At 38.0% G+C, this 24,950-nt stretch carries 22 protein-coding genes, 1 other RNA gene and 1 other annotated feature; of the genes, 16 read left to right on the top strand and 7 right to left on the bottom strand.

Features of this window, described 5'->3' with window-relative positions:
* Window positions 1-42 precede the first annotated feature (42 nt).
* Entirely contained in the window at window positions 43-1,122 is a 1,080-nt protein-coding gene (locus FA707_RS08335; protein WP_136953795.1) for a M24 family metallopeptidase, read from the top strand.
* Window positions 1,123-1,207: 85 nt separating this feature from the next.
* Here FA707_RS08335 and FA707_RS08330 read toward each other — a convergent pair whose 3' ends face one another.
* From FA707_RS08330 to FA707_RS08315, 4 genes are all read right to left on the bottom strand, one after another.
* A complete protein-coding gene (locus FA707_RS08330; protein WP_136953794.1) occupies window positions 1,208-1,645 on the bottom strand; it encodes a universal stress protein in 438 nt (145 codons plus the stop codon).
* A 24-nt stretch (window positions 1,646-1,669) separates the two neighbouring features.
* Complete coding sequence (locus FA707_RS08325; protein ID WP_136953793.1) at window positions 1,670-1,957, bottom strand: hypothetical protein; 288 nt, start codon at window positions 1,955-1,957, stop codon at window positions 1,670-1,672.
* Window positions 1,958-2,036: 79 nt separating this feature from the next.
* Window positions 2,037-2,229: non-coding RNA, 6S RNA (gene ssrS, locus FA707_RS08320), on the bottom strand.
* 145 nt (window positions 2,230-2,374) lie between these two features.
* Window positions 2,375-3,655 carry a replication-associated recombination protein A gene (locus tag FA707_RS08315; protein ID WP_136953792.1) on the bottom strand — a complete coding sequence of 427 codons (1,281 nt, stop codon included), beginning with the start codon at window positions 3,653-3,655 and terminating at the stop codon, window positions 2,375-2,377.
* 122 nt (window positions 3,656-3,777) lie between these two features.
* Here FA707_RS08315 and FA707_RS08310 point away from each other — a divergent pair, with 122 nt between their 5' ends.
* The 7 genes from FA707_RS08310 (at window position 3,778) to dtd (ending at window position 10,318) form a co-directional block, all read left to right on the top strand.
* A complete protein-coding gene (locus FA707_RS08310; protein WP_136953791.1) occupies window positions 3,778-4,173 on the top strand; it encodes a VOC family protein in 396 nt (131 codons plus the stop codon).
* Between the two features lie 58 nt (window positions 4,174-4,231).
* The gene (locus FA707_RS08305; RefSeq protein WP_136953790.1) at window positions 4,232-4,720 is read left to right on the top strand and encodes a DUF3013 family protein; all 489 of its coding nucleotides are present in this window, start codon (window positions 4,232-4,234) and stop codon (window positions 4,718-4,720) included.
* Window positions 4,721-4,756: 36 nt separating this feature from the next.
* The gene (gene prmA, locus FA707_RS08300) at window positions 4,757-5,710 is read left to right on the top strand and encodes a 50S ribosomal protein L11 methyltransferase (RefSeq protein WP_136953789.1); all 954 of its coding nucleotides are present in this window, start codon (window positions 4,757-4,759) and stop codon (window positions 5,708-5,710) included.
* 2 nt (window positions 5,711-5,712) lie between these two features.
* Complete coding sequence (locus FA707_RS08295; RefSeq protein ID WP_136953788.1) at window positions 5,713-6,471, top strand: 16S rRNA (uracil(1498)-N(3))-methyltransferase; 759 nt, start codon at window positions 5,713-5,715, stop codon at window positions 6,469-6,471.
* A 118-nt stretch (window positions 6,472-6,589) separates the two neighbouring features.
* The gene (locus tag FA707_RS08290; protein ID WP_136953787.1) at window positions 6,590-7,429 is read left to right on the top strand and encodes a glycosyltransferase family 8 protein; all 840 of its coding nucleotides are present in this window, start codon (window positions 6,590-6,592) and stop codon (window positions 7,427-7,429) included.
* A gap of 205 nt (window positions 7,430-7,634) precedes the next feature.
* On the top strand, window positions 7,635-9,854 hold the full coding sequence (locus FA707_RS08285) for a RelA/SpoT family protein (RefSeq protein ID WP_136953786.1): 2,220 nt from the start codon (window positions 7,635-7,637) through the stop codon (window positions 9,852-9,854).
* Window positions 9,855-9,865: 11 nt separating this feature from the next.
* Entirely contained in the window at window positions 9,866-10,318 is a 453-nt protein-coding gene (gene dtd, locus FA707_RS08280; RefSeq protein WP_136953785.1) for a D-aminoacyl-tRNA deacylase, read from the top strand.
* Window positions 10,319-10,424: 106 nt separating this feature from the next.
* Here the strand turns inward: dtd and FA707_RS08275 are convergent, their stop codons facing one another.
* Window positions 10,425-11,723, bottom strand: a complete 1,299-nt coding sequence (locus FA707_RS08275) for an N-acetylmuramoyl-L-alanine amidase family protein (RefSeq protein WP_168177384.1) — start codon at window positions 11,721-11,723, stop codon at window positions 10,425-10,427.
* A 473-nt stretch (window positions 11,724-12,196) separates the two neighbouring features.
* Window positions 12,197-12,411, top strand: a binding site (T-box leader).
* Window positions 12,412-12,454: 43 nt separating this feature from the next.
* Between FA707_RS08275 and hisS the strand changes: the two genes are divergently transcribed.
* From hisS to FA707_RS08245, 6 genes are all read left to right on the top strand, one after another.
* The gene (gene hisS, locus FA707_RS08270) at window positions 12,455-13,747 is read left to right on the top strand and encodes a histidine--tRNA ligase (RefSeq protein WP_136953783.1); all 1,293 of its coding nucleotides are present in this window, start codon (window positions 12,455-12,457) and stop codon (window positions 13,745-13,747) included.
* Window positions 13,748-13,777: 30 nt separating this feature from the next.
* The gene (aspS, locus tag FA707_RS08265) at window positions 13,778-15,550 is read left to right on the top strand and encodes an aspartate--tRNA ligase (RefSeq protein ID WP_136953782.1); all 1,773 of its coding nucleotides are present in this window, start codon (window positions 13,778-13,780) and stop codon (window positions 15,548-15,550) included.
* Between the two features lie 144 nt (window positions 15,551-15,694).
* Entirely contained in the window at window positions 15,695-16,573 is an 879-nt protein-coding gene (locus tag FA707_RS08260) for a YitT family protein (RefSeq protein WP_136953781.1), read from the top strand.
* A gap of 35 nt (window positions 16,574-16,608) precedes the next feature.
* Window positions 16,609-18,024: a dipeptidase PepV gene (pepV, locus tag FA707_RS08255; RefSeq protein ID WP_136953780.1), complete on the top strand. Its 1,416-nt coding sequence runs from the start codon at window positions 16,609-16,611 to the stop codon at window positions 18,022-18,024.
* Between the two features lie 135 nt (window positions 18,025-18,159).
* Window positions 18,160-18,651 carry a PH domain-containing protein gene (locus FA707_RS08250; protein WP_136953779.1) on the top strand — a complete coding sequence of 164 codons (492 nt, stop codon included), beginning with the start codon at window positions 18,160-18,162 and terminating at the stop codon, window positions 18,649-18,651.
* Window positions 18,644-20,152: a PH domain-containing protein gene (locus FA707_RS08245; RefSeq protein WP_136953778.1), complete on the top strand. Its 1,509-nt coding sequence runs from the start codon at window positions 18,644-18,646 to the stop codon at window positions 20,150-20,152. The genes FA707_RS08250 and FA707_RS08245 overlap by 8 nt, the downstream gene beginning before the upstream one ends.
* Window positions 20,153-20,394: 242 nt before the next feature.
* Here FA707_RS08245 and zwf read toward each other — a convergent pair whose 3' ends face one another.
* Window positions 20,395-21,903, bottom strand: coding sequence for a glucose-6-phosphate dehydrogenase (zwf, locus tag FA707_RS08240; RefSeq protein ID WP_136953777.1), 1,509 nt, complete (start codon window positions 21,901-21,903; stop codon window positions 20,395-20,397).
* 51 nt (window positions 21,904-21,954) lie between these two features.
* Window positions 21,955-22,605 carry a metal-dependent transcriptional regulator gene (locus FA707_RS08235; protein WP_136953776.1) on the bottom strand — a complete coding sequence of 217 codons (651 nt, stop codon included), beginning with the start codon at window positions 22,603-22,605 and terminating at the stop codon, window positions 21,955-21,957.
* A 124-nt stretch (window positions 22,606-22,729) separates the two neighbouring features.
* Here FA707_RS08235 and FA707_RS08230 point away from each other — a divergent pair, with 124 nt between their 5' ends.
* Both FA707_RS08230 and FA707_RS08225 read left to right on the top strand, forming a co-directional pair.
* Window positions 22,730-23,470 (top strand): acyl-[acyl-carrier-protein] thioesterase, encoded by a 741-nt coding sequence (locus tag FA707_RS08230; protein WP_136953775.1) that lies wholly within the window; start codon window positions 22,730-22,732, stop codon window positions 23,468-23,470.
* A gap of 80 nt (window positions 23,471-23,550) precedes the next feature.
* Window positions 23,551-24,768 (top strand): pyridoxal phosphate-dependent aminotransferase, encoded by a 1,218-nt coding sequence (locus FA707_RS08225; RefSeq protein ID WP_136953774.1) that lies wholly within the window; start codon window positions 23,551-23,553, stop codon window positions 24,766-24,768.
* Window positions 24,769-24,950: the final 182 nt, after the last annotated feature.

The following is a 24,950-nucleotide window of genomic DNA, read 5'->3' as shown; positions in this document are numbered from 1 at the left end:
GTGATAAAATTAAGGTGCGAAATAAGAAATGGGGGAAATAATATGAAACAAGAACGTTTAACCAATGTCTTGGCATTAATGAAAGAACGCCATATTAATCAAATTATCGTCAGTGATCCAGCGGCAATTTTTTATTTAACAGGGGAATGGATTCATCCCGGTGAGCGTTTATTAGCCTTAGTCATTCGTGAAGATGGAAAACATAGCTTAGTAGTGAACAAAATGTTCCAAATTAAGAGCAGCTTAGGTATTGAGATTATTTATATTGATGATGTTGATAACGGTATTGAAATTTTAGCCAACCAATTAGAAGCAGGTAAAATTGGGGTTGATAAAACGTGGCCGGCTAAATTCTTACTTGGCTTAATGCAACAAACGGGTCAACCAGTTAGTGAGTTTGTTTTAGGCTCTGAGGTGATGGATGATGTCCGTGCTCACAAAACGGAAGAAGAAAAAGAACTAATGCGTGCAGCTTCACGTGATAATGATGAAGCGGTTGGTCGCTTAATTAAATTGTTGCCACAAGAATTAACAGAATTAGAAATGACGGAAAAACTTGCTGAAATATATAAGGAATTAGGTAATTCTGGGATGGCCTTTGAACCAATTGTGGCTTATGGGGCAAACGGAGCTGATCCTCATCACGAAACAAATGACGATCGTGTGAAACCAGGGGATGCAGTCATCCTTGATATTGGTGGCGTAAAAAATGACTACTGTTCGGATATGACACGTACTGTTTTCTACAAAGAAGTATCAGACCGTCATCGTGACATCTATGAAATCGTCTTAGAAGCAAACAAACGCGCGATTGCAGCCGTTAAACCAGGCGTGAAATTTAGCGAAATTGATGCAGCCGCTCGTGATTATATTACCGAAAAAGGTTACGGTGAATACTTCACGCACCGTACAGGTCACTTTATCGGAATCGAATGTCACGAAGCAGGGGATGTTTCAGCCGCTAACGACCGTGTTGTTGAACCAGGTAATATCTTCTCCATTGAACCAGGAATTTATATCCAAGGCGACATCGGTGTCCGTATTGAAGACTTAATTATTGCCACCGAAGACGGATATGAAAACCTAAATCACTACAACAAAGAACTGATGATTGTAGGATAAGGTACTTGAGGACATGTTCTGCTTAGTGCTAATAAAAAAGCGTTTTTCCAACATTTGGAAAAACGCTTTTTATGTTTCATAAATACTAATCTATCGTCACCACATCACAAGTGGCATGTTTGGCTAAATAATTGCTGAGCGAACCTAAAAATAGTTTTTCAAAGGTTTTAAGATTTGAGCTACCTAGTAATAACAAGTCAATATGATGTTCTGCGATTAAATCATATGCGAGAACTTTTTTTGGAATACCATAGCGTAAAATCGTGGTAACATGTTGGACACCTGCTTTGCTCGCTTCGATGGCATATTCGGCCAAAGTTTGATTGGCCATTGAACTAGCAATTTGAGCGGTTTCTTCATCGTATGAAGAGAGTGTTTGAAAAGCACGCGTGTCAATGATATGGGCAATAAACAGTTCACTATGATATTTTTTTGCTAAGTCAACGCCTTGTTTTAAGGCTTTTTCAGAGGATTCTGTTCCATCCACTGCGACTAGAATTCGTTTATATTGATTGCCGTCCATTTGTCATCACCAACTTTACCATCATTATTTTGAATCGATTTGCTTAGCTAAACTGATACTATAAAATGCAGAAGTTAACATAATGATTGCAATATAGATCAATGCCGTAGCTTTTGAATTGAAATAAACAAAGACCAAACCTAAAATCGCCAAGATAATTAAGCTAATTGAAAAACTTTTGAAGAGTTTCTCGATACTTATTTTCGCTTGCTCCGAGCCAGCTACTTGGGCGATGCCTTTTGCTTTAGTTTTTAATAATAAGGCAATAGCCACTAACATGGCCATTAAAAATAGTAGTAACACTCTAATCATGAAATAAGCTCCTAATAATAAAATTTAAAGAAAAAGCAATTTGCGAGTTGGCAAATTGCTTGAAATTGTTTTAATAAAGAAGAAATCCGTTCGATGCCGTTAGTCGTTTCGTAGTATTGAACCCGCTAGTAATGCAGGTGGGTTTCATAGAATAAACGTCAAACTTCCAAGTGAAAAGGCCTGTTTTCTTTTTAATCAGTTTGAATCCCGATATAATACTAAAAATGTTCGGTCAACACAGAAGTGAAGCGACGCGCACATTACAGATTTCCTTAACCCAATGGTAGCATAAAATAAATAATCAGGCAATGAAGATTGCTCAAGAAATTTTACAAATGAAAAGGTTTTCTTTTGGTAGATTAATGATCCGATTATTAAACATTGGTACTTTAGGAATAAATTGAAAACCATGAAACATTATGAGCGATTTTTTTTGTTTTTTTCTAAATGTTGATAACGATGAGCTAGGGCTTGTTCATATTTACCCGTCATTTTTGGCTGATAATAATGTTTGTTAGTCATACCGGTTGGTAAATATTGCTGATCAACCCAAGCGTCGGGCGTATCGTGAGGATATTGGTAGCCAACGCCTCGTCCTAAGTCAGCTGCGCCTTTATAGTGGCTATCTTTTAAATGGGCTGGAATTTCGCCGACCAATCCGTTACGAATATCGGCTAAAGCACCATCAATTGCTAAATAGGCACTGTTTGATTTTGGTGATAAACATAAATCAACGACCGCTTGAGCTAGCGGAATGCGTGCTTCCGGGAAACCTAATTTTTCAGCTGCTTGGACAGCTGTGACAGTGCGAGCGGCTGCGGCAGGATTAGCTAGTCCGATATCCTCATAGCCAATCACCATTAAACGTCGACAAATACTTACTAAATCGCCGGCTTCAACTAAACGAGCTAAATAGTGCATGGCCGCATCAACATCGCTTCCTCGAATAGATTTTTGCAAGGCCGAAATCACGTCATAGTGGGCATCACCTTTTTTGTCATGAGTTAAGGCTTTGCGTTGGACGCATTCTTCAATGACTGCAAGTGTTAGTTGTATCGTGCCGTCTTCGTCAGGTTGCGTTGACTTGACCGCCAATTCTAAAGCATTTAAGGCGCTACGTAAATCACCATTGGTTGCCCGTGATAAATGCAACAGAGCGTCGTCTGTTAAGCGGGTTTGATAAAGACCAAGTCCGCGTTCTTCATCACTTAGTGCTTGCTTAATGGCCGCTTGAATATCGGTTTCATTCAGCGATTTGACTTCAAAAATTTGACAACGACTGCGAATCGCTGGATTGATACTAATATAAGGATTCTCAGTTGTTGCGCCTATCATAATAATTTTGCCGTTTTCTAAGAAAGGTAAGAGAAAATCTTGTTTCGTCTTGTCTAAACGATGGACTTCATCAAGCAGTAAAATCACTGTGCCACTCATTTTGGCTTCTTCGGCGACAATTTGTAAATCTTTTTTAGTATCGGTTGCGGCGTTCAACATACGGAAAGCATAACGCGTTGAACCGGCAATCGCACTAGCGATACTGGTTTTACCGGTGCCTGGTGGGCCGTATAAAATCATCGAAGACAACATTTTGGCGTCAACCATGCGGCGAATAATTTTGCCTTCACCGACTAAGTGTTGTTGTCCAAAGACTTCTTCGATATTGCGTGGTCGCATGCGAAAAGCTAACGGTTGTTGCATGAGACGACCTCCTTTGAAATATTCTTGCCTCTATTATACCATAGGGCACGTTTTAACTAGTAAGTTTACTACTTAATTGGCGTGCTTTGTGGTAAGATTTGAGTATCAAATTTGAGGAGCACATGATGAAAAAATTTGTCCATCACTTATGCATTCAAACCAATGATTATCAAGCGAGTTTAGCTTTTTATCAAGCACTAGGTTTTGAATTAAAACAAGAAACAGCCGGTTTTCACGGGCGCGAGTATAATACTTGGCTAGAGCTAAATGGTTTTTATATCGAACTACAAACAGGTAAACAAGCACTGGCAGCATATGACAAAGAAACTTGTGGAATACCACATTTTTGTCTATATGTGGATGAGTTGGAAATGATGTTAAGCGAATTGGAAACTTTAGGAGTGGTTTTTTTAGAAAAAAACGGTGGCAAGATTTATTCAGTTGAAGGTGGTCGATTATTTAAGGTGAAGGCACCAGAGGGAACCATTATTGAATTTCGAGACACGTTAGCAATCTAGCGTAAAGCGCGTTTTTTTAGTATGATAGGGAAGACCAATAGGAGAGGAAGTAACAACCATGAAAAAAAAGAACATGTTGGAATTTTTAGATAAACAATTAGAAAAAGAGATGAAAGACTACGACTTTGCGATTGATTGGAACACCAAAGAGCATACAGTTGAAGTGATGGTGGTGTTATACGCACATAATAATCAAAGTGTGACGATTGCTGATTTAGACGGCATTGAGTCGGAAGAAGAAGTGATTGAATTTGAAGACGCGATTTTATTAGCACCTGAAGGCAAGTACCAAGGCGACCCTCATGATTACTTAGCAGTATTACCTTACGCTGGGAAAAAAGGCATGAAGCAAGGCACGATCGAAGCGATTGCTAAATATTTATACCAAGTAGTGGAGCAAGGCGAAAGCGACTTGATGGATTTCTTACAAGATGAAACGCAAGAAGTCTTCGAATTATTGTGGGATGACGCGGCTTTTGCAGAAGTAGAACAAGCCCAATTAGCTAAATCTCAAGGCCAAACAGAATGGCCATACCCACGCTATTAGTCGCGTGTTGAAATGTGAAAGAAAAGAGGAACCATCATGAATTGGACAGAAGTAAAAGTTATCACGGAAACAGAAGCAGTTGAGGCGATTTCGAATATCTTAATGGAAGCAGGCGCAAGTGGCGTCTCAATCGAAGATGCGCAAGACTTAATCAACTACTCGGAAGATAAATTTGGTGAGTATATCAATAAAGAAGAAATCGAACATGTTCGCGAAGGGGCACATGTGATTGCGTATTTCCCCGAAACGATTTTCTTACCGGAAGTGTTGCCGGTGATTAAAGAGCAAATCGCAAAATTACCTGAATATGGCTTAAATATCGGATCAGGAGAAGTATCAACGAACGAAGTGGCAGAGAAAAACTGGGAGACTGCTTGGAAAAAATATTACCATCCAGTGCAAGTCAGTCGTTTCTTAACGATTGTACCGGAGTGGGAAAGTTATGAGCCAAAACATGCCGATGAACGTATTATTTATATGGATCCAGGCATGGCGTTTGGAACAGGCACGCATCCAACCACATTTTTAACGTTACATGCTTTAGAAAGTTACTTACGTGGGGGAGAAACCTTGCTTGATGTTGGGACAGGTTCAGGTATTTTAAGTATTGCGGCGAAACATTTTGGCGCAGGCGATGTTTATGCTTACGACTTAGATGAAGTGGCAGTAGCCTCGGCGCAACAAAATATCGACTTAAATCCGGTCGCAAAAGATGTTAAAATTGCACCGAATGATTTATTAAAAGGGATTGATATTCAAGCAGATGTAATTGTTGCTAACATCTTGCCACACATTATTTTATTAATGATTGAAGACGCGTGGAACTTGTTACCTGAAGGCGGTAAATTTATCGTGTCAGGCATTATTACGGAAAAAGAACCAAGCATTATGGAAAAAATGACAGAAGTTGGCTTTAGCTTGCAACAAAAATTCCAACAACAAGATTGGTTAGCGTTAGTCTTTGAAAAACCTGTGAAAGACGAGGAATAAGCATGCAGCGTTACTTTATGTTGAAGTCGATTGAGGAAGTTGACGACCAAGCGATTGAGGTTACGGGTGAAATTTTCCACCACATGTCGCGCGTGATGCGAATGAAACCTGAGGAACAAGCGTATTTAGTGTTTGATGAGCAACTTGTAGTTAAAGCTGAGATTACGGAGTTGTTTGATAACTATTTGACGATGAAGGTAGTAGAACGAATTGAAAAGTCAACCGAACTGCCAGTTGATGTGACGTTATTCTGTGGTTTTCCAAAAGGGGATAAGTTAGAGCTAATTACGCAAAAAACAACGGAATTAGGCGCCCATCATATTGTGGGCTTTCCTAGCAAAACCTCGATAGTGAAATGGAATGACAAAAAGCGTAGTCAAAAGCAAGAGCGTTTAGAAAAAATTGCCCGTGAAGCAGCTGAGCAATCTCATCGCAGTGTATCACCGGATGTCTTGCTATTGGCGGATATCAATGAAATGTACAACATGTTAGCTCAATACGATCATGTCTTAGTGGCATTTGAAGAAGCAGCTAAAGAAGGTGAACATGCGCAACTGGTTCAAACTTTAAATGCTATTCAACCTGGTGAGAAAATTGCCTTTATTTTCGGTCCTGAAGGCGGCATAACGCCTAAAGAGATTGAACAATTTGAAACACGAGGCGCCAAAGTGTGTGCGCTAGGGCCACGTATTTTAAGAACCGAAACGGCACCATTTTACGCATTAAGTGCCTTGAGTTATCATTTAGAATTACAAGGGTAATTAAAGAATATTAATGAAAGCTGATAATCAATGGTTAATGACTTGATTTATCGGCTTTTTTTGTGATACGCTTTAGTTCATAAAAGGGTTGTGATAATACTGAAGGGTGGATTGAAAAATGGAAATATTAGTGACGTTCGATGAAAACTATCGTTTGCCATTTAAAGTGATGGTCAGTTCGCTTGTGAATAATAATCCGGAAGTCAAAGAGATGACCATTTATTTAGTACATCGCTCAATTTCGACCGCAACATTGAAAGAGTTAACCGCTTATTGTGAATTTTTAGGGATAACTTTAATTGATATTAAAGTTGATAGTACTTTATTTAAAGACGCACCGATTACGAAGCGTTATCCCCAAGAGATGTATTATCGATTATTAGCGCCGAATCTTTTACCCAAGCATGTGGAAAAAATCTTGTATTTAGATCCGGATATTCTAATTATTAATTCATTGAGAAAATTGTGGGAATTAGACTTAAGAGAAGCAACTTTCGCAGCAGCGGCACACACGGGAATGACCGAGATAGCAAACAATTTTAATCGTTTGCGTTTAGGAACGAAGCATGACTATTATAATTCTGGCATTATTTTGATGGATTTAGTAAAAGCGCGTGAGTTAATCAAAGCCGAGGATATTTTTAATTATGTGTCAGATAATAGTAAAGCGTTAGTGTTACCAGATCAAGATGTCTTCAATGCATTGTATGGTAAAGAAACGTTAGCCATTCCTGATGAATTATGGAATTATGATGTGCGTAACTATTCTAATTATTTGCTACGTAGCAAAGGTGAGGATACATTAGGTTGGGTAATTCAACATACTTCGATTTTGCATTTTTGTGGTAGTAACAAACCGTGGCAAACGTTCTATACGAATTCTTTTGGTGCGCTATATAAGCACTACATGGCGATTACGAGTCGTAATGAAGAACAAGTGGCTTTATTAAGTATATAATGACGAAATAAAACTGATGGCGGACAATAAAGTGGATTCGCCCATCAGTTTTTTATTTTTTTCACAATCTTAGCGAAAATGTCCTTGAATTAGTGGGCTTTCATTGAAAAAATACGCATTAATCGTTATAATATTAACAAACTATCACGATGAAACACACGTCAGGTGTGTTTTTTTTAAACAGTCGTAAAGGGGAGTGAAGCTGATGCCAAAAGAAAGAAATTTGACCGCTGATGAAATTATTAAACTTGTGTCTAAATATATGAATCCAGAACATGTCGCCTTTGTCAAAAAAGCGAGTGACTTTGCGGAAACAGCACATGAAGGGCAAGTCAGAAAATCCGGCGAAAAATATATTATCCATCCGATACAAGTAGCCGGTATTTTAGCCGAATTAAGAATGGATCCGTATACTGTGGCAACCGGTTTCTTACATGACGTTGTTGAAGATACTGATGTAACCTTAGAACAGTTAACCGAAGAATTTGGTGAAACCGTGTCGATGTTAGTCGATGGGGTGACAAAATTAGGGAAAATTAAATATAAATCTCACGAAGAGCAATTGGCTGAAAACCACCGTAAGATGTTGATGGCGATGTCTAAAGACTTGCGTGTCATCATGGTGAAATTGGCTGACCGATTGCACAACATGCGCACGTTGAAGCACTTACGTGAGGATAAACAGCGTCGTATTGCAAAAGAAACGATTGAAATTTATGCACCATTGGCTCATCGTTTGGGGATTAGTCGTATTAAATGGGAATTAGAAGATACAGCTCTACGTTATATTAATCCACAACAATATTACCGCATCGTGTCATTAATGAACTCAAAACGTGATGAACGCGAAGCTTATATTGACGGAACCGTTAATCAAATTCGTGAAGCAACTGAAGAACTAGGGATTTACGGTCAAATATACGGCCGACCAAAACATATTTATTCTATTTATTGTAAAATGCGTGACCAAAAGAAAGAATTTGAAGAGATTTATGACTTACTAGCGATTCGTGTCTTAGTCGATACGATTAAAGATTGTTACGCTGTGTTGGGGGCGATTCACACAAAATGGAAGCCTATGCCAGGTCGCTTTAAAGATTATATTGCGATGCCAAAAGCGAACATGTATCAATCGCTTCATACGACCGTGATTGGACCAAAAGGTAATCCGGTTGAAATTCAAATTCGTACTCATGAGATGCATGAAATTGCTGAATTCGGGGTAGCAGCTCACTGGGCTTATAAAGAAGGCAAAACTGATAAAGTGGAAGAAAACAGTGAAGCAAAACAATTAAGTTGGTTTAGAGAATTAATTGAGCTTCAAGATGAAAGTACAAATGCTTCTGACTTTATGGAAGGTGTTAAGGGCGATATTTTCAAGGATAAAGTTTATGTATTCACACCTAAAGGCGACGTAACCGAATTGCCACAAGGCTCTGGGCCATTGGATTTTGCCTACAACGTTCATACCGAGGTAGGGAATAAAACGACGGGTGCAAAAGTGAATGGCAAAATGGTCCCACTTGATTACAAACTAAAAAACGGTGACATTATCGAAGTCTTGACGTCAGCCAATTCGTTTGGTCCAAGTCGTGACTGGATTAATTTAGTTACCACTTCTCGTGCGAAAAATAAAATTCGTCGCTTCTTCAAAGAACAAGACCGTGATTTTAACATCGCTAAAGGAAAAGAAATGCTTGAAAAGCAACTTCATTCCCTAGATTTTAACGTTAAAGAAGTGTTATCTAAAGCTAATATTCAAGAAGTGTTAGAAAAATATCATTTCAATTCAGAAGATGAAATGTACGCAGTAATCGGTAATGGAGAAGTGACACCGCTAACGATGGCCAATCGTTTCACCGAAGATGAGCGTCGCAAACGCGAAGAGACGAAGAAACAAGAAAAAATGGAAGAGATGCTAAAACAACCACCGAAAAAAGAAGCAGACGTGATGAAAGTCCGTCATGAAGGTGGTATTGTGATTCAAGGCGTTGAAAATTTACTTGTGCGTATTAGTGGCTGTTGTAATCCGGTACCTGGTGATGACATTGTGGGGTATATTACTAAAGGTCGTGGTGTCTCGATTCACCGTAAAGACTGTCCAAATGTTAGCAATAGTGAAGAGGCGCAACAACGTTTGATTGAAGTTGAGTGGGAAGACACATTAGCCGTAAATTCAACAAAAGAATATGTGGCAAACATTGAAATATATTGCTATAACCGCAATGGTTTGTTGAATGATGTCTTGAATATTGTCAATAGTGCTACTAAGAACTTGATGGGCGTAGAAGCTCGCCAAGGAAAAAATAACACTGCAACCATTCAATTACGTGTTAGTATTAAAAATTTAAGTCATTTAGAACGCTTAGTCGATAAAATTAAATCAGTTCCTGATGTTTATAGCGTTCGTCGAACAAAAGGATAGGAGTTTTATAGATGAAGGCTGTTGTACAAAGAGTTTCTGAAGCTAGTGTGACAATTGAAGGGCAACTAATTTCAGATATTAAGCAAGGTTATATGATTTTACTAGGCGTTAAACAAGGCGACACGCAAGCCGATGCGGATTATTTAATTAGAAAAATCGCCAACTTACGCGTCTTTGAAGATACAGAGGGCAAAATGAATTTAGGGATTAAAGACATTGACGGTCAAATTTTGTCGATTTCCCAGTTTACGCTGTTAGCTAATACCAAAAAAGGCAATCGCCCAAGTTTCATTGAAGCCGAAAGTCCAGAAGCTGCGAATCAAATGTATCAATACTTTAATGAAGGTCTACGAAAAGAAGGTTTAATCGTTAAAGAAGGGCAGTTTGGTGCTGACATGAAAGTGTCTCTAATCAATGACGGCCCGGTAACCATTATCTTTGATACAGAACATAAAGGTGCTTGAGTGAGCATTTATCCCAGGGAATAATTGGTGTATTCAAAGTATTAATTAAAGTATCAGACAAAAAGACAAGCCCAGCTATCATTTATGATAACGGGGCTTGTTTTTTCTATTCAAAATAGGTTGTTAAGGCTTCAGCAACGGCTGTCGCCACTTTTTTCTGATAGGACTTCGTGCTAAATTCAGCTAGGTCAGTTGAGTTGTTCATGAAGCCTAGTTCTAATAGCAATGCTGGTCGATCATTATCACGTAAGACTTGATAGTCTCCAAAGTCAATGCCACGGTTAGGAAGTGGTAAGTGGTTAGTCAATGATTCATTGACTATGTTGGCTAAAATCTTATTTTTCTCATCGTAATAATATGTTTTTGTTCCAGAAGCAGTATTGGCACCTTCAGTTGAATCGTAATGGAAACTAATAAACGCATCTGCTTTTGCCCGATTGCTTTTAGCTGCAATTTCAGCTAGTGGTACGAAGGAATCATCATTATGTGTCATCATGACGTTAGCCCCTAGTGCTTCAAGTTCTTTTTTGACATAATTAGCGGTTGCTAGGGTAATTGTTTTTTCGTAGATGGTTTCATCAGGACTGATTGAGCCGACATCTGAGCCACCATGACCAGGGTCTAGCATAATAGTTGCTTCTGCAATTGAACTGACGTTACTGTTGCTTAATTGTTTAGCGGTTGATACAACCCAATTAGCGACATAACCGGTTTGCCCGTCGCTTGTTTTAACTTGATACCAATCATTTTGTTCAGCGACAACTTCGATTGGTTTACCAAAGTTAACGATTTCAAGGACTGCTCCATCAATCGAAGCTTCTTGGCGAATTTTGACTTCATCTTGACGTCCATAGACGGTTTTTATTGAAGATGTCTGTGAGTCTTTACTACTGTCAGGTTTGCTGGTGTCAGTAATCGTTAATAAGTCACTGAAAATCCAACCGCTTTTACCATCCACTTCGACTTGTGACCAACCATTTGCTTCGTTAGTGATTAAGACGGTAGTGTCTTTCTTTACTTTTGTTACAACGTCACTATCTATATCGGCTTTTGCTCGAAGGTTAGTTTCATCGGTATTAACGGTTGCTTTGATACTTGTTATGGCGGTGCTAGCACTGTTTTCAGCAATTAACCAACTTGCAATCCAACCTTTTGTATTATTGGGTAAGACGACTTGATACCATTTGTCTTTTTTATCGATGATTTCAACTTCATCGCCTTTTTTTACTTGAGACGTGATATCGTAGTCCAAACCAGGACCAAGACGAACGTTAAGTGCTAAGGATTCAATTGTAACTAAATCTTTTGGTTTATAGGTGACAAATGCTAATATTACAAGGGCGATAACGGATAAATGAATTATTAGCAATTTAATTGCGGGTTTCTTTATTAATTTTTTTAACATAATTTCCTCCGTAGAGTTTAAACTCCACATTATTATAACAAAAAAAATAGTAAAGCAATATATTTAATTGTAGGAATAACCATGATTTGTGAAATTTTAATAAAGTTAAGCTTAAATAAGATGAGAAAAATAAAGTAGTCATTATAAATGGAAGTAGGCCGAAAATATAGGGTTGTTTTCAACCTGAGATATAGTTTAGCAGTAGATAGCTTTCATGTTGAATTCTACATAATTCAAGACGAACTTGAATAGAGAATTAGAAACGTTTTTAGATAATGGCCATAAGATAACAATTATTAGGCCTAAAGTAAAATTGCTGAGTTCTTGGTCCTATGGGGAATGGGTGAACGTAACACGATAAAGTGAGCCAGAAATTAATAAGAATGACTGTCTAATGAATTTATATTACTCGATATTACCCGTGATTCTTGACAAAAGAGCACTTTTCTAGTACCTTTGAACTTGTAAACAATTTAAAATCGAAGATAGAGAGAGTACCACTTTGAAGATGTTAAGAGAGAACAACAGTTGCTGAGAGTTGTTTCATTGAAAAAGAGGGAAGGACACTCTGGAGATAGATGTTGATTAAGCCATCTCGCGTACGACGCGTTACATCGTTTGAGAAGAAAGTAGACTCGGTCTCTTTCAAATGTAGGTGGTACCACGTGTGAATTCATTCGTCCTTGTTTTTTTAAACAAGGGCTTTTTTTGTAGATTAAGGAGGATAAGAAATGAGCAGTTATCAAAGACCTAGAGGGACTTCGGATATTTTACCTGGCGAAGTTGAAAAATGGCAGTTCGTTGAAGGCAAAGCACGCGAAATTTTTAAAAACTATCAATTTCACGAAATTAGAACGCCAATGTTCGAACACTATGAAGTAATTTCTCGTAGTGTAGGAGATACGACTGATATCGTATCAAAAGAAATGTATGATTTTTATGACAAAGGGGAGCGCCATGTGACGTTACGTCCTGAAGGGACAGCGCCAGTAGTACGTGCCTTTGTTGAAAATAAACTATACGGTCCAGAATTCCAAAAGCCATATAAAACTTACTATATTGGACCAATGTTCCGTTATGAGCGTCCAAAAACTGGTAGGCTACGTCAATTCCACCAAATCGGTGTGGAAGTGTTCGGTAGTAAAAATCCAGCGACAGACGTTGAAGTGATGATGATGGCTTTAGATTTCTATCGTGAAATCGGCTTGAAAGAATTAAAATTAGTGATTAACTCATTAGGGGATAAAGAAAGTCGTGCGAACTACCGTCAAGGGCTAATCGATTATTTAACACCTTTTTATGAAGAATTAAGTCAAGATTCAAAAAATCGTTTTGAAAAAAATCCTTTACGTATTTTAGATAGTAAAGACAAAAAAGACATCGAAATTGTGAAAAATGCGCCGTCTATTTTAGATCATTTAACAGAAAATTCACAAAAACACTTTGACACAGTTAAAGAAATGTTAGATGTGATGAACGTGAAATATGAAATTGATCACCGTATGGTTCGTGGATTGGACTACTACAACGATACAATTTTTGAAATCATGAGTGAATCAAAAGTTTTTGATGCGCCAATTGCAGTCGGTGGTGGTGGTCGCTACAGTGGTTTAGTTGAAGAACTAGGTGGACCAGAAACACCAGGCTTTGGCTTTGGTTTAGGAATCGAAAGAACATTATTAGCGATTAATGCGGAAGGTGGCGAGATGCCAATCGCCCAACCACTTGACGTCTACATCGTTGGTTTAGGTGAAGAAACAAATGTTGAAACATTGAAACTTGTGCAAACGATTCGTCAAGCTAACTTCTCAGCTGAACGTGATTTCCTTTCACGTGGTGCCAAAGCACAGTTCAAAACAGCGAACCGCTTAAATGCTAAACTAGTGATGACTCTAGGTGGTAACGAATTAGAACAACAAGTCGTGCAAGTGAAAAACATGGCAGAAGGTATTGAAAAAACAATCCCACTGGCTGATGTTTACAACGACTTTGCAAAAGTATATCAAGAAATGATGGCAAATTAGTTATTTGTTAATTTAGAAAAGGTGGAAATTATGAGTAAACGTACAATGTATGGAGGCTTAGTCTCTAAAGAAGTAATTGGCCAAACCGTCACATTAAAAGGTTGGGTACAAAAACGTCGTGACTTAGGTGGATTAATTTTTATCGACTTACGTGACCGCGAAGGAATCGTCCAAGTTGTTATTAATCCAGAAAATGCTAAAGCAGCTTGGGAAGTGGCGGACAAATGTCGTTCTGAGTATGTTATTGAAGTAACGGGTGAAGTCGTAGCACGTGAAGGCGCAGTTAACCCAAATATGAAGACCGGTGAAATCGAAGTTTTAGCGAGTGAAGTGGTCATTTTAAATGAAGCCAAAACTCCACCATTTACGATTGATGACGAAGGAAACGTAAACACTGAAACACGTTTACAATATCGTTATATTGATTTACGTCGTCCGAAAATGTTAAACAACTTAAAAATTAGACATCAAGCAAGTAAGGCTATTCGTAACTTTTTAAATAGTGAAGATTTCTTAGAAGTAGAAACACCTTATTTAGACAAATCAACACCAGAAGGCGCGCGTGACTACTTAGTGCCATCACGTGTGAACAGTGGTCATTTCTACGCATTACCACAATCACCACAATTACGTAAGCAGTTATTAATGGGAGCTGGCGTTGATCGTTACTATCAAATCGCCCGTTGTTTCCGTGACGAAGATTTACGTGGTGACCGCCAACCAGAATTTACCCAGGTCGATATCGAAACAAGCTTCTTAGAGCCTGAAGATATCCAAACATTAACAGAAAACATGTTAGCAAACGTGATGAAAGAAGTCTTGAACGTTGAAATCAACACACCATTCCCACGTATGAGCTATCAAGAAGCTATGGCCCGTTTTGGTTCAGATAAACCTGACACACGTTTTGGTTTAGAATTAATCGATATGGCACCAGTAGTGGCTGATGTTGAATTCAGAGTGTTCCAATCAGCGTTAGAAAATGGTGGCCAAGTCAAAGCAATCGTGGCACCTCAAGCAGCTGAAAAATATTCTCGTAAAGACTTAGATGCTTTAGGTAAAGATTTATCACAATTTGGCGCTAAAGGTTTAGCTTGGGTTAAAGTAACGGAAGAAGGTCTAAACGGCCCAATCGCGAAATTCTTAACTGAAAAACAAGCTGAAATTATCGCGCATGTTGACGCTAAAGTCGGCGACTTAATTTTATTTGTGGCAGATGAAGCTAGCGTTGTGGCAGCTTCATTAGGTGCATTACGTTCTCGTATGGCAAAAGAATTAGACCTAATTGATACAAATGCCTACAACTTCTTATGGATTGTTGACTGGCCATTACTTGAGTATGATGAAGAAGCAGGTCGCTATGTGGCAGCTCACCATCCATTTACACGTCCAAAAGCGGAAGATATTCCATTATTAGAAACAGCACCAGAAAAAGTTTACGCTGAAGCATATGATGTAGTTTTAAATGGTTACGAATTAGGTGGCGGTTCAAGCCGTATTTACACACGTGACTTACAAGAGAAAGTTCTAGAAGTTGTTGGCTTTACGAAAGAAGAAGCTAATAACCAATTTGGTTTCTTATTAGAAGCTTTAGAGTTAGGATTCCCTCCACACGGTGGTATTGCTTTAGGTTTAGACCGTTTAGCAATGTTACTTGCAGGTGAAGACAATATTCGTGAAGTAATTGCCTTCCCTAAAAATAACCGTGCAATTGATCCGTTGAACAGTGCGCCGAGTATTGTATCAGACGCTCAACTAGCTGAATTAACACTAAGTGTCGTTAAAACACAAGACGAAGCTTAGTCTTATATCTAATTAATGTAACAGTTACCTCGTTTAATGATTCCATTTGAACGAGGGCTGTTTTGTAGGAACAATTAATCAAGCAAGCGAGTTGGATAGGTAAAAATAAGTAGTTGGACAGAATGATTAAAGAGGTGTGCAGAAATGAGGAAAGAATCGTTTCTTACGCAATCCAATCATGAATATTTAAAAAAAGTTAGTATCGCAGTAGTCGTCGCTTTAATGTCTTCCATTGCCTTAAATGTTTTTTGGCATCCTGGAGGAATTTATGCAAGTGGCGTGACCGGAATTGGGCAAATTATTGATACATTATTAGAGAAACTGTTTGGTATTAATCTACCTTTTTCTGTCATTTACTATGGCTTGAATGTTCCTTTATTTATAATTTCATGGTGTATGCTGAGTAAGAAATTTACTATATTTACTGTAATGGTAGTATCTTTTACTGCGATTGCATTAAATTTTGTACCGGCCACGCCGTTAACGACGGACCCACTGTTATGTTCTGTGTTTGGGGGCGCAATTAATGGATTTGGTGTTGGACTAGGGTTGAAAAATGGTGTTTCAACTGGTGGTCTAGATATTATCGCTTTAGCAATTCGCAGGAAGACTGGCAAATCAGTTGGATCAGTAGCGATTGTTTTTAATGTCATGATTGCCTTAATCGCAGGGGCATTATTTGGTTGGCGTTATGGTTTTTACAGTGTCTTAAGTTTCTTTATTAGTGGGAAAGTAATGGACGCAACTTATACGAAGCAACAGAAAATGCAAGTGATGATAATTACCAAACATCCGCAAGAAATTATTGATGCGTTGCGTAAAGAAATGCGTCGTGGTGTAACGATTATTGATGGCGCTAAAGGTGCGTATGACGGACAACAGCAAACAATGCTTTTTACAGTTATAACCGCATTTGAAATGCATACGTTAGAAGACGTGATGAAAGAGACGGATCCAAAAGCTTTTGTGAGTATTTCCGAAAAAGTAAGAATTTTAGGAAATTTTTACGATCCAGGGTTATAATAGAAGAATAGTTAACTATTAAAGGAGACGATAATATGACAACAATTGATTGGACAAAAGAAGTTGAGGCTCGTAAAGAAGCCTTGTTAGAGGATTTATTTGGTTTATTACGTGTACCAAGTGTGCGTGAAGATGACAAAGCAACGGCTGATGCACCTGTAGGACCAGGACCTAAAGAAGCCTTATTACACTTTTTAGCATTAGGTGAACGCGACGGTTTTGTAACGAAAAATGTTGAAAACATTGCAGGACATATTGAATTTGGTGCCGGTGATGAAACATTAGGTATTTTCAGTCACGTTGACGTAGTACCTGTTGGAACTGGTTGGGACACAGACCCATTTGAACCTGTGATTAAAGACGGACGTATTTATGCACGTGGTTCAAGCGATGACAAAGGTCCTTCAATGGCTGCTTACTATGCAATCAAAATGATTAAAGAATTAGAATTACCAACTTCTAAACGTATCCGTTTAATTATCGGAACAGACGAAGAAAGTAGCTGGAAATGTGTTGACCGTTACTTAGAAGTTGAAGAAACACCAGATTTCGGTTTTGCTCCAGATGCGGAATTCCCAATTATTAACGGTGAAAAAGGAAACGTGACAGTTTCGTTAAATCTTGCAGGAGAAAACGAAGGAGCTGTGAAATTAATCAGCTTCAAAGCTGGTTTACGTGCCAACATGGTACCAGAATCAGGAACAGCAGTTTTAGAAGTAACTGATGCAGATGTATTAGCATCCATTACCGCTGACTTAGAAAAATATGTAACAGAACAAGGCATCTCAGGTGAGGTGACTATTGATGGTTCAACAGTCACAGTCTTTATTAAAGGTAAATCAGCTCATGGTGCTAGCCCACATTTAGGTATTAACGGTGGCACACACTTAGCAAACTTTTTAAACCAATATGCTTTTGAAGGCAATGCTAAAACATACATCAACACTATTGCAACTTTCTTACACGATGATACTAAAGGTGAGAAAATAGGCGTGGCAATCGCTGATGATATCATGGGTGAATTATCACTTAACGTTGGGGTCTTCAAATTCGACGTAACAAGTGCTGATAACTCAGTAATTTTAAACATGCGCTACCCTAAAGGAACTGACGAAGCCACAATTGGTCAACAAATTGCTGATAGCTTAGCAGCAACTGATTTTGCTGTTGAAGTACTTGAAGGTGGTAAAGGCCCTCACTACGTACCAGAAGATGATGAATTAGTGAAAACTTTATTATCAGTATACGAAGAACATACTGGTCTTAAAGGTCATGGACAAGTTATCGGTGGTGGTACATTTGGTCGTTTATTAGAACGTGGTGTCGCTTATGGTGCAATGTTCCCAGACAGCATTGACACAATGCACCAAGCTAATGAATTTATGGCGTTAAACGATTTATTCCGTGCGACAGCGATCTACGCTGATGCAATTTATCGTTTGGTCAAATAAGCTAATTATTAAACAGAAGGAGTCTGAGCTAACTATTATTGTTAGTCGGACTTCTTTTTTATAAGATAGTTGTTTGTTTTTTGGGCGTTTTGTTTTATAATGGGAGCTAACTAATTAGATTTTGGGGGTGGAACAATGGAGTATCCGTTGTTAAAAAATAAAATGCCTGAGAATATAAAAAAAGTTTGGCTAAAAAGTTCACTCGTTACGTCGTTTGTTTTTTTAGCAATTGGGGGAATAGGCATAGGCGTTGCTTGGTGGTTCAAGCAGCTATCAGGTATTTGGTTAATGGCTATTATTATTTATTTCTGTTTAGTTGTCGGCATAAAATTGTTTGATTTAGTACTTATACCTTATCGCTATCGTTTTCATCGCTATGAAGTGACGCCTGAGGATCTAGCATTTCAAAATGGTTATATCTTTAGAGCAACAACTTACGTTCCTATCAATCGGATACAGCATATTGAGACGAAACAAGGCCCATTTTTGAGACAGGCCAACTTGATGGCGGTTACCATTCATACTGCTGCGACTAGTCACAGTGTTGAAGGTTTAACTGTCGAACAAGCACAAGAACTGCGTCAACAAATAATCACGATGATAAAGGTGGCGGAGCAAGATGTCTAATAAAGCACATTTTCATCCGTTTTCTGTCTTAGTCGAATTCATTCGACATCTTAAAAGTTGGTTCTTTGTGTTTGTATTAGGCTACATCAATTTGAAATCTTCGGCTTATTTTTGGTTAGGTGCCGGCTCTGTTGTGTTTTTGATTTTGATGATAACCGTGATTGGTTATTGGTCAAGTTACTATCAAATTACAAACGAACATATCGTGATTTACAAAGGGCTTGTTAATAAACGAGAAACCATTATTCCTTATAACCGAATTCAAACGCTTAAGCAGCGTCAATGGTTCTTTTTGAAACCTTTCCATCTTGTACAATTATTAATTGAGACGGCAGGTGGTGATAATGATGAACCGGAAGCCTCTCTACCAGTGATTAAGGAAGAGACGGTGCAGCTGATTGAACACTATCGTCGCTCTAACCAACAAATAAATCAGGTAGAAAAGGAGCCTGAGGTGGTTCCTACTAGCGACAACATAGACTTGTTTGACTTAAGAAGTGCTGATACAGACGAGCAAACGAAAGAGAGTAAGACAGTATCTGCTCAATATACGATAACTAATCAAGATATATTAATGTTTGCGTTGACTGATTTAGGGATGATGACGGCGATGTTTACGTTATTCTTTTTTCTTCAAGAATATTTGCCTAAAAAATGGTTTGACAAAATTAGCAAGGAATCTCTTGAACTGCTGCAAGCGGGTTGGTTATTGACGATTAGTATTTGTTTAATAGTAGTGGTCATCATGGCAGCTTTTAGTGTGATGAAAAGTTTAATGAAGTATTATCAGTTTAAGGTTGAACGTGAGGAGAGAACTCTGACAATTGAGAGTGGCCTATTTGAGCGCAAAACACAAAAAATTCCGTTAACCAAAATTCAAGGAATCAAAATTAAGCAACCATTGATGCGGAAATTATTTGGGATTGTCAGTGTGGAATTATCTTTGGCAGGCGGTCAGTCAGCCGACGATATGGATACTAGTGATCAAACGCTTTATTTATTACCGATTGTTAGAGAATATCAGGTATTTACGACGTTAAATCAGTTGTTACCAGAATGGCAATTTGAACAGCCTGATCTTAAGTTTACGAGTCGTGATAGTCTTTGGTATTTTTTACGATGGAAGTTGTTGGCGGCTGTCATTGTAACAGCGGTTGTTAGTTATTTTTCATTCCGTATGGCAAGTTTGGTAGGGATAGGTATAGTTTTACTAAGTTTGTTAAGTGCGTGGCTACAGTCTCACTTTCAAGGCTATGCGATTCAATCAACTTCTCGACTGTGTCTTCAATCCTTCAAGTTTGGAACCAAAACTATGACCTTTGTGGAAAAAGAAAAAGTTCAGGCCTTCGCTGAAAAGACAGGGAAATGGCTTTATCAGAAGCAATTAGGGCATGTGAGTCTATGGGTTAAAGCGAGTTTAGCAGATGAAGAGGTTTGTTTACGTTATTTGAATTTTGGCGATATTCGCAAACTTAAACAGTTTTATCGTGAAGTAGAATAAAAAAAGGTTCGCTGGCAAAGTGCCGGCGAACCTTTTCGTATAGGTATTGTTGGAGATGTTTAGAGGATAATATTTTCGTCGTCCTGCGCATATTGCTCAAAAGTAAAACATGTCCTCAAACACTTGAAAAAACGGGCTTTCGAAGGTAACTCCTCAGAAAAATCTTAAATACTCTCAAAAATTGTTGCACAATTTTCATCGTATTTGAGATTTTTATCGGAGCTGATCGCCTTCTCAAGCACCTACAGTAACCCGTGTTCTCTGTACCATTCGTCTGGTTTGTAGACCCATTCGTGTTGGTCTTTGGCTAGTAAGTCAAAGGCTTCGGCTGGGCCCATCGTACCGGCTGGATAGGTTGGAATTGGTTGTGAGTCGTTATCCCAAGCTTGTCTGATAACATCGACTATACGCCATGATTGTGACACTTCATCCCAGTGAGTAAAGTTCGTCGCGTCACCTTGTAGGGCATCTAAGATTAATTTTTCGTAAGCTTCAGGGCTATTTGCCACAACATCTGTTGGTGTGCGGAAATCTAATTTAACTGGATCGATTTCAAAGCCAGGTCCAGGTTCTTTACCGTTTAGTGATAGCGAGAACCCTTCTGTTGGTTGAATATAAATCGTTAAAATATTTTGTGGTAATTTCTCACAGATGTCTTCTTGTGAGAAAATATTGGTTGGTGTTGCTTTAAATACTATATTAATTCGAGCAGCTTTTGTTGATAATTGTTTACCTGTACGAATATAGAACGGCACACCTTTCCAACGGAAGTTATTGATTTCTAACTTACCTGCTACGAACGTTTCAGTACGAGATTCAGGATTAACGTTAGGCTCATCTACATATGAGATGATGTCTTCATTTTTGAAACGATTTGCGACATATTGTCCACGAACAAAATTGTCTAATGCTTCTTGTTCGTTGTAAATTTTCACTGCGTTTAAGGCTTTAATTTTTTCTTCACGAATTTCTTTTTCGGTAAAGTTATTTGGTGCTTCCATTGCAAGCAATGCAACTACTTGTAAGATATGATTTTGAATCATGTCTTTTAAAGCACCACTTTTATCGTAATAACCGCCACGTTCTTCAACTCCCAAGTCTTCAGCTAGTGTGACTTGAATGTTGTCGATATAGCGATTGTTCCAAAGTGATTCAAAAATATTATTACCAAAACGAACAGCTGAAATGTTTTGAATCATCTCTTTACCTAAGTAATGATCGATACGGAATATTTGATCTTCTGAGAAGACTGCACGAATTTGCTCATTTAATTCAGCGGCTGTCTCATAGCTAGTTCCAAAAGGTTTTTCGATGACTAAACGGTTAAAGCCATTTTCAGTCATAATTTTTTCGGAGCTTAGATGGTTAACTATGGTACCAAAAAAGTTAGGTGCCATTGCTAAATAGAATAAACGGTTGCCTTCTAAGTTGTATTCAGCATCTAATTTATCTGCTAAATTTTTTAAATTTGTATAGTGGGTTGTATCTGTTACATCGTGAGATTGATAATAGAAATGTGAAGCGAAAGCTTTCGCTTCTTCTTCGGTTGGTTTTAAGCTGTTAATAGAAGTTGTCACGATTTCACGATAATAGTCGTCTGACCATTCACGTCGTGCCGTTCCAATTACAGCAAAATGTTCCTTTATAAATCCTTTTCGAAATAAACGAAATAGGGAAGGATATAGTTTACGTTGAGCTAAGTCGCCAGTCGCTCCGAAAATAGTAAATAGGGCAGTTTGTTCTTCGTTCATGGGTGTGGTTACCTACCTTTATAGTTATTGTTCGTTATATGGTGTTGTGTTCTAGGTTAGTTCAATAAAAACATTAGAAGCAGCTTTATAACTAATCATAATAGTTTGACCGTGTTGATTCGTCAAAGTTATGGGGCCTTCATAGGCACCAATTTTTTTGATTGTAACCGTATCATTGATTTGTAAGCCAATTTCTGCCAAATATTCTAATAAGTCGCTTTCATCTAAAACACGTTTAATGACAACTTGCTCATGTTCCTTCATAGTGCTGAGCGTTAGTTGGTTAGGTTCTTCAACAAAGGTGTCTAATGATGGAATAATACCACCGTGTGGGCAAAATTCTGGATGGTTCAAAAATGCTTCTAAGCGATTACTTAAAATATCAGATGTTGCGTGTTCCAAAATTTCAGCTTCGACGTGGACTTCCTCCCATGAGTAATTCAAATGTTCTACTAGAAAAACTTCCCATAAGCGATGCTTTCTAATTAAAGAACTAGCATAAGTCATGCCTTTTTCTGTTAATTGTACGCCTTGATAAGGTGTATGAATAACGAGTTGATCTTTTTCTAATTTAGAAATCATCTCACTAACAGAAGCTGGTGACACATTTAATCCAGCAACGATTGATTTATTAGGTATTTTATTACGATAAGCGCCTAATTCGTACATTAGTTTTAGGTAATCTTCTTTATTGGGAGTCATGAGTTGCCACCTTTCTTTCCTAACTATTTTATCACAAAAAGATAGGAATGTTAAAAACTATAGTTTTACTAACACTTAATGAGAATTTAGTTGTATAATTTTAAGATAAGGAGTTGAAACTAGGATGAAATATAGTCAAGAACATGTAGTGAAATACTACGAATGCGATGCGAGTAGCCGTTTAACTTTACCGATGCTACTAAATATCGTCATCGATACGTCTGAAGCGCAAAGTGTGCTATTAGAAAGAGACGGAGCGTATGTTAAAAACTTAGGATTAACTTGGGTTATTACTGAACATGCTATTAATATTACGCGTTTACCTAGAACCAATGAACGAATTACCGTCACAACTGAAGCGAAGGAACACAATAAGTATTTTTGTTATCGTTATTTCTGGTTGCATGATGAAGAAGGCAACGAGCTAATTAATATGATGACGACCTTTGTCTTAATGGATATGACCACGCGTAAAATGGTCAGTGTGCCAAGTGAATTGATTGAACCTTATCACAGTGAAAAAATTAAAACAATCAAACGTGGAGAAACTTTTCCAGTTTTAACCGAACAAGCGCAAACGTCGTTGTTCGATGTTCATTTTTCTGATATCGATACTAATCAACACGTGAATAATTCCCGTTATTTAGGTTGGATGGTGGATAGTTTAGATTATGACACGTTAACAAGTTATCAGCCACGTCAAGCAACGATTCGCTTTGTTAAAGAAACCCATTGTGGTGAGCAAGTAACGAGTCAGTTTGAGCAACAAACGACACAAGTCGATAATCAATTCATCAGTGTCCACCAATTAAGCGTGTCAGAGAACAAATGTGCAGAGGGCTTAATTGTTTGGCAAAAAAACTAACTGAATTATTTGTCATTCAGAGCAGAAGAGGATAGAATAAAAAAAGTTTGGTAATCAATAATGAGAAGAGGCAGACTAGCATGAAAAAATTTGACAAGTCGTTAAAATTAGAAGGTGTAAGTTATGACGTTCGTGGACCGGTTCTAGAAGAAGCGGATCGTATGATCGAAAATGGCATTAAAATATTAAGATTAAATACGGGGAACCCTGCCGCATTTGATTTTCATGCACCAGATGAAATTATTCGTGATTTGATTTTAAATGCGCGAAATTCAGAAGGCTATTCTGATTCTAAAGGGATCTTTTCAGCGCGTAAAGCGATTGAACAAGACTGCCAGTTAAAAGGATTCCATAATGTGACCATTAATGATATTTATACAGGTAATGGCGTCAGCGAATTGATTACGATGAGCATGCAAGGATTGCTTGATAAAGGCGATGAAATTTTAGTGCCCATGCCGGATTATCCGCTATGGACAGCCTCTGTTTCACTAGCAAGTGGGACGCCTGTTCATTATATTTGTGATGAAGAAGCAGAGTGGTACCCTGATATTGAAGACATTAAGAGCAAAATTACCCCAAGAACGAAAGGGATTGTCATTATTAATCCTAATAATCCAACAGGTGCATTATATCCGCGTGAGTTATTAGAAGAAATCGTGGCGATTGCTCGTGAGCATCAATTAATTTTATTTGCCGATGAGATTTATGATCGTTTAGTCATGGATGGTTTAGAACACATTCCTGTTGCGAGTATTGCACCAGATGTGTTCGTAGTAAGCTTCAATGGGTTATCAAAATCACATCGTGTTGCCGGATTCCGTGTTGGATGGATGGTGTTAAGTGGTGATAAATCACGTGTTAAAGGCTATATTGAAGGGTTAAACATGTTAGCGTCAATGCGTTTATGTTCAAATGTATTATCTCAGCAAATCGTCCAAACAGCTTTAGGTGGTTATCAAAGTGTGGATGAATTGTTATTACCAGGTGGTCGTATTTACGAACAACGTGAATTTATTCATAAAGCGATTAATGACATTCCAGGCTTAAGTGCTGTTAAACCCAAAGCAGCCTTTTACATGTTCCCGAAAATCGATACGAAAAAATTTAATATTAAGAACGATGAGCAGTTTGTATTAGATTTCTTACATGCTAAACGTACGCTGCTTGTACATGGTGGTGGATTTAACTGGCAACAACCGGATCACTTCCGAATTGTCTACCTACCACGTGTGGAAGAATTAAAATTAATGGCGGATAATATGGCAGACTTCTTACAAAACTATCGCCAAAAATAATTTAAAAAAAGACTAAAAATATAGTGAACCCTTTATGTTAGCCCAAAATCTAACGTAAGGGGTTTTTATTATGGCTAAATATGATGCGTAATTTAACTATCAACTAATACAAGATTGTTTTTTTTAGTGCTTTAACTATTTTCTTCTTTGTATCCCACGTCACTGAATCAAAAGTTTAATAA

Origin of the sequence: Vagococcus zengguangii, assembly GCF_005145005.1 — a bacterium.
Classification (GTDB): Bacteria; Bacillota; Bacilli; order Lactobacillales; family Vagococcaceae; genus Vagococcus_A; species Vagococcus_A zengguangii.
This window is presented reverse-complemented; position numbering and strand designations above follow the sequence as displayed.